This window comes from Acidovorax delafieldii 2AN, from assembly GCF_000175235.1.
GTDB lineage: Bacteria > Pseudomonadota > Gammaproteobacteria > Burkholderiales > Burkholderiaceae_C > Acidovorax > Acidovorax delafieldii_B.
Genome location: NZ_ACQT01000136.1, coordinates 1 through 9840 on the forward strand (window position 1 = coordinate 1; position 9840 = coordinate 9840).

Sequence of the window (9840 nt, forward strand, 5' to 3'; positions counted from 1 at the left end):
GGCCCCATCGCCCACCTTGACGCCCAGGCCGCCCAGGGCCTGCACGGCGGCAAAACCGGTTTCGTCGGTGGCGTCGTCACCCAGGAACAGGGGCAAGCGCCCGGCAAAACGGCGCCGCCTGCATGAACCGTGCGATGGCACGGCCCTTGGTGGGGCCGGCGGTCTTGATCTCCAGCACGCACTTGCCCTGCAGCAGCTCGGCCCCCGGCACGGCGGGCAGTGCGTCCTGCAGCGTCTGGCGGCACAGGGCCTCGAGGTGCGGCGCCTGGCGGTAGTGCAGGGCCAGGCCGGCGCTTTTGGCTTCCAGCAGCAGTTGTGGGTGGTGTTCCAGCAGCGGATGCAGGGCCGAGAACACCGGCTCCCAGTCCAGCACGGGTGCGTCGCTGCGGATGCCTGCGTTCAGGCGGTATTGGGCACCGTGTTCGCAGGCGACGGGCAGCCGCAAGGGGCTGAGAAAGCGGTCGATGTCGGCCAGCGTGCGGCCGGTGATGATGGCCAGGGCGCCCCCCAGGGCCGCATGCAGCGTTGGCAGGGTGTGGAGCACCTGGGGCCGCAACTGCACGGCCTGGGGCTGGTCCGCGATGTCGGCCAGCGTGCCGTCGAAATCCAGAAACAGGGCGTGGCGGGGTGTCGGCAAAGGCGGTATGGGCATTGCCACAAACCATATGCAACCTGTGGCGGTGGGCGTGTAGGCGGGGGTGCCAAGCCGGTGTAGGCATTGAAAAAGCGCCCCGGGGACCGCAGCTACAGCGCCATCACCCTCTTGCCCGGTGCGTCTGCCGCACCCCACAACCGCCATGACCACCGACGCCCTGCACATCGTCTGCCCGCACTGCCACACCACCAACCGCGTCCAGGCCGCCCAGCTGGGCAGCGCACCCGATTGCGGCAGCTGCCATCAGCCCTTGTTCACCGGCGCGCCGCTGGCGCTCGATGCCGCCAGCTTCAGCCGCCACGTGGGGCGCAGCCATATCCCGGTGCTGGTGGATTTCTGGGCTCCCTGGTGCGGCCCCTGCCGCCAGATGGCGCCCGCGTTTGCGCAGGCCGCTCGGGAGCTGGAGCCGGGCGTGCGCCTGGCCAAGCTCGATACCGAAGCCCACCCGCAGGTGGCTGCGCCCTACAACATCCGCAGCATTCCCACCATGGTGCTGTTCAAGGGCGGGCGCGAGGTGGCGCGCATTTCGGGGGCGCTGGGCGCCGCCGACATCGTGCGCTGGGTGCGCTCGGTGGGCTGAACGCTTTTGGAGCCTGAGCGCACGAGCGCTGCGCGTGGTGCAGAGATTCAGGTGCCGGCCAGCCAGCCGGCCACGGCTTGCACCCGCGCGGCGTGGATCATTTCACCCACTTTCTGCCCTGTGATGCCCGACTCTGCTGCGCGCGCAGCTATCACACTGGTAGCCACCGACTGCACGGCAGCCAGCGCCGCGCCCAGCCGCTGGCGCGGGGCGTAGGGCGCCTCCTCAAAGCCCAGGCGGCCCCGTGCGTCGCACTCGCACGCCAGCAGGATCTCGTCGAAGCGGGCCGGCTTGCGGATGGCGTCGCACCGCTCGATCAGGCGCACCAGGGCTGCCGCCCCCAGGTCGGCGCTGCGGTGGATGTTGCCGTGCTCGCGTGCCACCACGTCGGCCGTTTCGCGGCATTCAGTGGGCACGCGCAGGCGCTCGCTCAGGCTCTTGAGCAGGCGGGCGCTGCGCTGCTCGTGGCCGATGTGGCGCGGCAGCGCATCCAGCGGCGTCGTGCCCTTGCCCAGGTCGTGCGTGAGGCAGGCGAAGCGCACGGTGAGCGGCGCCTGCAGCCGCGCGGCCATGTCCAGCACCATCATCAGGTGCACGCCCGTGTCCACCTCGGGGTGGTACTCGGCGCGCTGGGGCACGCCCCACAGGCGGTCCACCTCGGGCAGCACCACCTTCAGCGCACCGCACGCGCGCAGCACCTCGAACATGCGCGAGGGCTTTTCTTCCATCAGGCCGCGCGCCAACTCTTGCCACACGCGCTCGGCCACCAGGTGGTCGGCCTCGCCATGCGCCACCATCGAGCGCATCAGCGCCAGGGTTTCGGGCGCCACCGAAAAATCGGTGAAACGTGCGGCAAAGCGCGCCACGCGCAGGATGCGCACCGGGTCATCGTGGAAAGCGTCGGTCACATGGCGCAGCACGCGCGCTGCGATGTCGCGGGCGCCGCCATAGGGGTCAAAAAGGCCTGTAGCCCCCGATGCGTCTGCGCTGGAAGCTATCGCATTGATAGTGAGATCGCGCCGCGAGAGGTCTTCCTCCAGCGTCACGTCGGGCGAGCTTTGCACCACAAACCCCCGGTAGCCGCGCCCGCTCTTGCGCTCGGTGCGCGCCAGGGCGTATTCCTCGCGGGTTTCAGGGTGCAGGAAAACCGGAAAATCGCGCCCCACGGGCAGATAGCCCAGCGCCAGCATCTGCTCGGGCGTGGCGCCCACCACCACCCAGTCGTGGTCGTTCACGGGGCGGCCCAGCAGCCGGTCGCGCACCGCGCCCCCCACCATGTAGATTTGCATGCGAGCAGTTTAGGTCAATGCCTGCCTGCGGCGCCTTGAAAGCAGGCCGTATAGTGGCCACCCCTCACCGGTCCGTCGGCTTGCCGGAGTCTGAATCCATGTCCTTGACGTCCTCCCTCACCATTGCACAACTCAACCCCGACGGCAGCGTGCCCGTGCCTGCCGCCCCCGATGCCGCGGCCAACGCCGCCGCAGCCGCCCTGCAGCGCGAGGCCCAGTTCGAGGCCCTGCAGGCCAAGGTGGAGGCCTTGCAGGAAGTGCTGGCCAAGCCCTTGAACGAGATCCTTGCCGACCGTGAAAAGGCCCAGGAGGCCGCCGCCGCATGGGACGCCTTTGGCGCGATGTGGATGCTGTCGCAGCGTGCCATGAGGCGCGTGGCGCTGGATCTGGCCACGCAACTGGGCGTGGACGAGGCCGAAGTGGTGGCGCGCGCCCTGCAGCACGCCAACGAGGTGCTCAACGGCGACGGCGTGGACCTGGGCGGCACCATCGCCCCCGCGCAGATGGCGCATATCGCCCGCCACAAGCCGTTCCTGCGCAAGCAGTTCCGGCAGGGGTAAAGCGCTCGGGGTCAGCGCTGGAGCCGGTAGGGCTCCTCGAACGCGCGGAAGTCCTGCTCGGTCAGGGCTTCGTCGATCCAGGCCTTCACGCCGGGCAACTGGCGCACACGCTGCACGTAGTCCTGGATATGCGGTGGCACCGGCAGGCCGTAGCTGTGCAGGCGCATGCAGACCGGGGCGTAGAAGGCGTCGGCGATGGTGAACTCGCCGAACAGCAGGGGGCCGCCGTATTGCGCCAGCAGGTCGGTCCACATCTCGACCAGGCGCTGCACGTCAGCGCGCACGGCCGCCTTGTCGCGCCAGAGCAGGGCGCCGGTGGTGGCAAGGTCGGCCTCGATGTTCATGGGGCAGTTGCCGCGCAGGGCGGTGAAGCCGCTGTGCATCTCGGCGCACACGCTGCGGGCGCGGGCGCGCGCCTTGGCATCCTGGGGCCAGAGGTGCTGTTCAGGATGGGTCTCTGCCACGTATTCGGCAATGGCCAGGGTGTCCCACACCACGAGGTCGCCATCGACCAGCACGGGCACCTTGCCCGTGGGGCTCACAGCGCCGATGGCGCGCTTGAACTGCGAGTCGGCCTCGAAGCTGTCGAAGCGCACGCGCACTTCCTCGAACACGATGCCGGCCTGGCGCAGCAGCACCCAGGGGCGCATGGACCAGGACGAGTAGTTCTTGTTGCCGATGTAGAGCTTGAGCATGGGGGCACCTGTCGATGGAAAACAGAGAAAAGCGGTCAGCCCGCCATGCTAGCGGCAGTGGCCGGCCGCAGCGATGCGAAAACACCGCACGAATGATGCGCCGGGCGCATCAGCGCCCGCGCCGCACCGGCTCACACCGGCCAGACCACGCCGTTGTCGTTCAGGATGGCGTCGAGCGGCAGGTCGAACTCCTCGGGCTCGAAGTCGTCCAGGTAGCCGTTCGTGAAGCCCAGGCCCACCGTGAAGGGCCGGGGTTGCAGGGTGGCCAGCGTGCGGTCGTAGAAGCCGCCGCCATAGCCCAGCCGGTAGCCGCCGGGGGCATAGCCCACGCAGGGCACGAAGAGCAGTGTGGGCACGATGGCCTCGGTGTCCTTGGGTTTGGGGATGCCGTAGGCGTCTTCTTCCATGGGGCAGCCCGGGTGCCAGGCGTGGAAGGTGAGCGTCTTGTGCTGCTTGTTCACCACCGGCAGGCCGATGCGCCGGCGCAGGGGTTCGTCCAGCAATTCGCCGTCTTCCTTCCAGCGGTGCAGGGCGGGCAGGGGGTCGAACTCGCCCTTGATGGGCCAGTAGGCGCCGATCACGGTGTCGGGCCGGTTCACCAGCCAGATGCGCATCACTTGTTGTAACAAGTCGGCCCGCTGTAGGCGATCGGGCATGTTGAGGCGTTCTTCTATCAATGCGCGCCGAAGGGCTGCTTTGTCCATCACATAATTCCCCCATGCAATTTCTCAGAGCGATTCTGACACCCTTGCTTGCCGCCACCGTGCTGGCGGGTGCCGCGCCCCTGGTCCAGGCGCAAAACCGTGGCGACGATACCCTGCTGGAGATGCAGCAGGCCTTCCGCAAAGGCGACCGTAAAAAGCTCGAACAGCTGCTGCCCGCCGCACGCGGCCATGCGCTGGAGCCCTGGGCGGCCTATTGGGAACTGAAAGTGCGCCTGGCCGAGGCCACGCCGCAAGAGGTGCAGGCGTTCCTGCAGCGCTATGCCGGCAGCTACCAGGAAGACCGCTTGCGCAACGACTGGCTGCTGCTGCTGGGCCAGCGCCGCGACTGGGCGCAGTTTGCCGAACTGCATCCGGGCTACCGCATGTCGGACGATCGCGAGGTGCGTTGCTACGCCCTGCTGATCGACCAGATCAAGGGCAGCGCGCCCGCCAGCGCCGCCGACGAGGTGCGGCGCAACTGGTATGCGCTGCGCGACGCCGATGACGGCTGCACCCATGCGGCCAGCCAGCTGTTCGCCGACAAGAAGCTGGGCGTGCTCGATGTGTGGCGCAAGGCGCGCCTGGCGGCCGAAGCCAACCGTACGCGCGTGGTGCGCAATGCCGTGGAAATCGTGGCGCCCGACGCCTTGCCCCAGTTGCGTGAGGTGTTCGACTCGCCCACCAAATACCTGCTGGGCCGCGCCACCGCACGCGGCAAGATGCGCCAGGAACTGGTGGTGCTGGCCCTCATCCGGCTGGCCGCCGGCGACCCGCAGGCCGCTGCCAACCAGCTGGACGCCAAATGGGGCGGGCAGTTGTCGCCCGAAGAGCGCAACTGGGTGTGGGGCGTGATCGGCAAGCAGGCTGCGCAGAAGCTGTCGCCCGACGCCATGGACTATTTCGCGAACGTGAGCCGCGATGGCGACCTGAACGACGATATCCTGGGCTGGAAGGCGCGTGCCGCCTTGCGTGCCGGCCAGTGGAAGGCGGTGCGCAAAACCATTGATGCGATGGGGGACGACGCCCGCCAGGAAACCACCTGGGTCTACTGGAAGGCCCGCGCGCTGCTCGCAGGCAAGCCCAGCGAGGCCGAGCGCGCCGAAGCGCGCCAACTGCTCGAAGGCATTGCCGGAACGCGGGGCTTCTACGAGCAGTTGGCCCTGGAAGAGCTGGGCCAGCGCATTGCAACGCCCCCCGCGCCGGCCCCGCTCACCGCCGAAGAAAAGGCGGCTGCGCGCGCCAACCCGGGGCTTAACCGGGGCCTTTACGCCATCCTGCTGGGCCTGCGTGGCGAAGGGGTGCGCGAATGGAACTACACCACCAACCTGCACACCCCCGGCGGCATGAGCGACCGCGAACTGCTGGCCGCGGCCGACTTTGCCTGCCAGCGCGAAGTGTGGGACCGCTGCATCAACACCAGTGAGCGCACCAAGGCCGTGACCGATGCGGCGCAGCGCTTTCCCACGCCGTTTCGCAGTGCCGTGGTGGAGCGCGCGCAGGGCATCGGACTTGATCCGGCCTACGTGTATGGCCTGATCCGCCAGGAAAGCCGCTTCGTGATGGATGCGCGCTCGGGCGTGGGCGCTTCGGGCCTGATGCAGGTGATGCCCGCCACCGCGCGCTGGACGGCCCGCAAGATCGGGCTCACCGGCTTCACGCCCGACCAGATCACCGACCGCGACACCAACATCACCATCGGCACGGCCTACCTCAAGCTGGCGCTGGATGATTTCGCGGGGTCGATGGCCATGGCAGCGGCCGCCTACAACGCCGGCCCGGGCCGCCCGCGCAGCTGGCGCAACGGCCCGGTGCTCGACGCCGCTATCTGGGCCGAAAACGTGCCCTTTGCCGAGACACGCGACTACGTGAAGAAGGTGCTGGCCAACACCACCAACTACGCCGCGCTGCTCACGGGCCAGCCCCAGTCGCTCAAGAGTCGCCTCGGCACGATCGGCCCGCGCGATGTGGCTGCGCCCGAGGCGAATCCCGACCTGCCCTGACCCGATCCACCCGCCAGGTTGGTGGCTGGTTGCTATGGAATAGAGAGCTTATGGCGCTTGCGTAGCAAGCGCTACCGCCTGTTTTGATGCAAAAAACCGCGCGGAGCCGCGCTGGTGGCACTGACCCGGCGGGCTCTCTCACCGGGTGGTGTCAAACGTTGTGCAGCCACTCGCCCTGGCGCACGGCCGCACCCGACCGCACCAGGTCGGCGGCCAGACTCTCCAGCCATTCGGCCTCGGCCTGGTCGGCGAAGTGGCGGGTGTGCAGCATGCCGAAGTACGGCGTGGCCTGGGCCCAGGCCAGAAGATCCGCCATGGGGGTCTGCTGCCATTCGAGCAGCTTGTACTTGAGCAGCACCTTGGCCGCATACAGCGCATGCTTGGCCGGGTTGCGCGCAAAGCCGTCAAGGCGGCGGCGTGCGCCGTCGAGCGCGCGGACTGCGTCGGCAAACACCGGGCCGTGGCCCGGAATCACCGTGCGCGGCGCCAGGTGTTCGATGAGGTCGAGTGTGGCGGCCACGTCGGCAAAAGCGCTGTCGCCCTCCAGCTCGGGGAAGACCACGCCGAAGCCGTTCTCCCACAGTGCGTCGGCCGAGATCAGGAGGCGATCCTGCGGCTCGAACAGCACCACCGAATGCGGGTCGTGCCCCGGCGCTGCATGCACCTGCCAGGGCCGGTCGCCCAGCAGCGTGGTGGTGCCGGGCTGCAGCACGGTGTCGAAGCGAAAGGGCGGGCATTCCTGCCCGGTGGGGGTGTAGCTCAGCGCGTAGGCGTCCCAGTGGCGCACCTGGGCGGCCTGCCCTGGCGGGATGGCGGTTTCTGCTCCGGGCCAGGCCTGCTGCAAGGCGGCGTTGCCGCCGCAGTGGTCGCTGTGCAGGTGGGTGTTGAGGATGCGCTCCAGCGCGCGGCCGCCGAGCGCGCCCTGCACCAGCGCCACCGTCTGGTTGGCGTGGGCGCAATAGCCCGTGTCCACCACCGCCGTGCCGTGCCGCCCGTGGAACAGGATGTTGTTGGCCGACAGCCAGCCGCGCTCAAGCACCGTGATATCTGGTGGTGGCGCAGGCTGGGTATGCGGCATTTGCTATGGATATGTGAGTGAATGGGCTATTTGGCCGTGCGCAGTTCGCGCCGCAGTATTTTGCCCACGTTGCTCTTGGGCAGCTCGTCGCGGAACTCGATGTACTTGGGGCGCTTGTAGCCCGTGAGGTTGGCGTGGCAGTAGTTGGCCACCTCATCCTCGGTCAGCGCGGGGTCGTTCTTGATCACGAAGATCTTGATGGCCTCGCCCTGCTTCTCGTCGGGAATGCCGATGGCCGCGCACTCGACCACGCCGGGACACAGGCTGATGACCTGCTCCAGCTCGTTGGGGAACACGTTGAAGCCGCTCACCAGGATCATGTCCTTCTTGCGGTCGATGATGCGCGTGTAGCCCTGCGCGTCCATGATGCCGATATCGCCCGTGCGCATGAAGCCGTCGGGGGTGAAGGCCTTGGCGTTCTCTTCAGGCTGGTTGTAGTAGCCCGCCATCACGTTGGGGCCGCGGATGCAGATCTCGCCCGAGGCGCCCTGGGGCAGGCTGTTGCCCGCATCGTCCTTGATGGCGATGTCGATGCCCGGCAGGGGCAGGCCGATGGAGCCCGAGAACTCGGTGTTGGTCACCGGGTTGTTGGTGCCGATGGCGCAGGTCTCGCTCATGCCCCAGCCTTCGATCATGGTGCTGCCCGTCACCTTTTGCCACTGCTTGGCCGTGCCCTCGCTCGCCGCCATGCCGCCCGCCTGGGACACGCACAGGTGCGAGAAGTCGAGCGTCTTGAACTGCGGGTTCTGCAGCAGCGCGTTGAACAGCGTGTTCACGGCGGGCAGCATGTGGAAGGGGCGCTTCTTGAGCACCTCGACGAATTTCGGAATGTCGCGCGGGTTGGGGATCAGCGTGAGGCTGGAGCCCTGGCGGATGGCCAGCAGGCACAGCGTGAGCGCGAAGATGTGGTACAGCGGCAGCGCGGCGATGCTATTGGCCTTGCTGAGATCGCCCACCTTGGACAGCGCTGGCGTGAACCAGGCCTCGGCCTGCAGCGTGGCGGCCACGATGTTGCGGTGGGTCAGCACCGCGCCTTTCGACAGGCCTGTGGTGCCGCCGGTGTATTGCAGGAAGGCGATGGATTCGAGCGTGGCCTGGCTGGGTGCCAGGGTGCGGCGCTCGCCCAGCGACAGCGCCTTCTTGAAGGTGACGACCTTGCGCCCATTGGACAGGGGCAGGTCGTAGGCAGGCACCATCTTGGCCAGATGGCGCACGGCAAACGTGATCCAGGGGCCATACACCGCGCCCAGCAGGTCGCCCATGGACGCCATCACCACGTGCTGCACCGCGGTGTGCTCGATGATGTCGCTGAGGGTGTGCGCAAAGTTCTCCAGAATCACGATGGCGGAGGCCCCCGAGTCCTTGAGCTGGTGCTCCAGTTCGCGGGCGGTGTAGAGCGGGTTCACGTTCACGCAGGTGTAGCCCGCGCGCAGCACGGCGGCCATGGTGACGGCAAACTGCGGCACGTTGGGCAGCATGATGGCCACGCGCGCACCGGGCTCCAGCCCCAAGCTTTGAAGGTAGGCGCCCAGGGCCCCCGAGAGGCGATCGAGTTCACCGTAGGACATCCACTGGTCCATGCAGACCGAAAACGGGCTCGAGGCGTGCTTGCGGAAGGATTCCTCCAGGAAGTGCGCCACCGAGCGGTATTGCTCGGGCTGCACGTCGTGGGGAACGCCCGGGGGGTAGCTTTTGAGCCAGATCTTTTCCATGCGGTTTCCTCAGGTGCTCCGGTAGGGGGAAGTAGGTGTGGGCACAGATTGTGGAAGCGGTGGCGCGGGCCGGCTACCGGGCTTGTCCTAGGGTGCGCGCCGCTTTCGTCCCGCAGGCGACAGTCGGGCCAGCATGCGAAGGGCAAAGGGTGTCAGTACCGGGCCTTGCGTTCAGGGCTGTCGGCCCCGCCCGCACGTCCGAGGTGTCGCGGGATGGGCCCCAGCGGCGGCCGGCAAGGGCCAGCAGGCATGGCAGCACAATGGGGGCGTGGCTTGCAGCACGGCCTTGTGCTCCGGGCGCGTCCTCTTTCCTCTTTCATTTGCAACACCCTCGAATCCATGAACGCACGCTGGCAGCAAAAGGTGGTTTTCTTCAATGTGCTGGCCACCCTCGCGTGGCTGGCGTGGCAGTGGCCGCGCTCACCGCTGGTGGCGCTGGCGGGCGTGGCTGCCGCGCTGGCAGTTTTTGGGCTGGTGCTGGGGCTGCAGTTCGTGGCCATGTGGCGCGTGAACCGGGCCGACCCCGCGCCGCGGCCGCCGCTGGCGCAGGTGGTGATGGCGTGGTGG

8 protein-coding genes and 2 pseudogenes are annotated in these 9840 nt (G+C 68.1%); 4 read left to right on the forward strand and 6 right to left on the reverse strand.

What is annotated here, in order from left to right:
* Positions 1–652 (reverse strand): annotated as a pseudogene (gene otsB, locus ACDELDRAFT_RS15000) (trehalose-phosphatase); the annotation flags it as partial.
* Positions 653–797: 145 nt separating this feature from the next.
* Between otsB and trxC the strand changes: the two are divergent.
* A complete protein-coding gene (trxC, locus tag ACDELDRAFT_RS15005) occupies positions 798–1235 on the forward strand; it encodes a thioredoxin TrxC (protein WP_005798289.1) in 438 nt (145 codons plus the stop codon).
* A 47-nt stretch (positions 1236–1282) separates the two neighbouring features.
* Here the strand turns inward: trxC and ACDELDRAFT_RS15010 are convergent, their stop codons facing one another.
* On the reverse strand, positions 1283–2524 hold the full coding sequence (locus tag ACDELDRAFT_RS15010; protein ID WP_005798291.1) for a multifunctional CCA addition/repair protein: 1242 nt from the start codon (positions 2522–2524) through the stop codon (positions 1283–1285).
* 98 nt (positions 2525–2622) lie between these two features.
* Between ACDELDRAFT_RS15010 and ACDELDRAFT_RS15015 the strand changes: the two genes are divergently transcribed.
* Positions 2623–3084: a hypothetical protein gene (locus ACDELDRAFT_RS15015; protein WP_005798292.1), complete on the forward strand. Its 462-nt coding sequence runs from the start codon at positions 2623–2625 to the stop codon at positions 3082–3084.
* An 11-nt stretch (positions 3085–3095) separates the two neighbouring features.
* Here the strand turns inward: ACDELDRAFT_RS15015 and ACDELDRAFT_RS15020 are convergent, their stop codons facing one another.
* Together ACDELDRAFT_RS15020 and ACDELDRAFT_RS15025 are read right to left on the reverse strand one after the other, a co-directional pair.
* Positions 3096–3779, reverse strand: coding sequence for a glutathione S-transferase family protein (locus ACDELDRAFT_RS15020; protein ID WP_005798294.1), 684 nt, complete (start codon positions 3777–3779; stop codon positions 3096–3098).
* Between the two features lie 131 nt (positions 3780–3910).
* Positions 3911–4483, reverse strand: coding sequence for a 5-formyltetrahydrofolate cyclo-ligase (locus ACDELDRAFT_RS15025; RefSeq protein ID WP_005798296.1), 573 nt, complete (start codon positions 4481–4483; stop codon positions 3911–3913).
* Positions 4484–4497: 14 nt separating this feature from the next.
* Between ACDELDRAFT_RS15025 and ACDELDRAFT_RS15030 the strand changes: the two genes are divergently transcribed.
* On the forward strand, positions 4498–6483 hold the full coding sequence (locus ACDELDRAFT_RS15030) for a lytic transglycosylase domain-containing protein (RefSeq protein WP_005798298.1): 1986 nt from the start codon (positions 4498–4500) through the stop codon (positions 6481–6483).
* 151 nt (positions 6484–6634) lie between these two features.
* On the opposite strand, the gene ACDELDRAFT_RS15035 is transcribed toward ACDELDRAFT_RS15030, so the two are convergent.
* Complete coding sequence (locus tag ACDELDRAFT_RS15035) at positions 6635–7561, reverse strand: MBL fold metallo-hydrolase (protein WP_005798299.1); 927 nt, start codon at positions 7559–7561, stop codon at positions 6635–6637.
* A gap of 26 nt (positions 7562–7587) precedes the next feature.
* Positions 7588–9273, reverse strand: coding sequence for an AMP-binding protein (locus ACDELDRAFT_RS15040; protein ID WP_005798300.1), 1686 nt, complete (start codon positions 9271–9273; stop codon positions 7588–7590).
* Positions 9274–9612: 339 nt separating this feature from the next.
* On the opposite strand from ACDELDRAFT_RS15040, the pseudogene ACDELDRAFT_RS15045 reads away from it, so the two are divergent.
* Positions 9613–9840, forward strand: a pseudogene (locus ACDELDRAFT_RS15045) (permease); the annotation flags it as partial.

What these genes read in the sequence shown, in the direction of transcription:
- ACDELDRAFT_RS15030 (WP_005798298.1), top strand. Translation starts at nt 4,498, where the DNA reads ATGCAATTTCTCAGAGCGATTCTGACACCCTTGCTTGCCGCCACCGTG.
- trxC (WP_005798289.1), top strand. Translation starts at nt 798, where the DNA reads ATGACCACCGACGCCCTGCACATCGTCTGCCCGCACTGCCACACCACC.
- ACDELDRAFT_RS15010 (WP_005798291.1), bottom strand. Translation starts at nt 2,524, where the DNA reads ATGCAAATCTACATGGTGGGGGGCGCGGTGCGCGACCGGCTGCTGGGC.
- ACDELDRAFT_RS15015 (WP_005798292.1), top strand. Translation starts at nt 2,623, where the DNA reads ATGTCCTTGACGTCCTCCCTCACCATTGCACAACTCAACCCCGACGGC.
- ACDELDRAFT_RS15025 (WP_005798296.1), bottom strand. Translation starts at nt 4,483, where the DNA reads ATGGACAAAGCAGCCCTTCGGCGCGCATTGATAGAAGAACGCCTCAAC.
- ACDELDRAFT_RS15020 (WP_005798294.1), bottom strand. Translation starts at nt 3,779, where the DNA reads ATGCTCAAGCTCTACATCGGCAACAAGAACTACTCGTCCTGGTCCATG.
- ACDELDRAFT_RS15040 (WP_005798300.1), bottom strand. Translation starts at nt 9,273, where the DNA reads ATGGAAAAGATCTGGCTCAAAAGCTACCCCCCGGGCGTTCCCCACGAC.
- ACDELDRAFT_RS15035 (WP_005798299.1), bottom strand. Translation starts at nt 7,561, where the DNA reads ATGCCGCATACCCAGCCTGCGCCACCACCAGATATCACGGTGCTTGAG.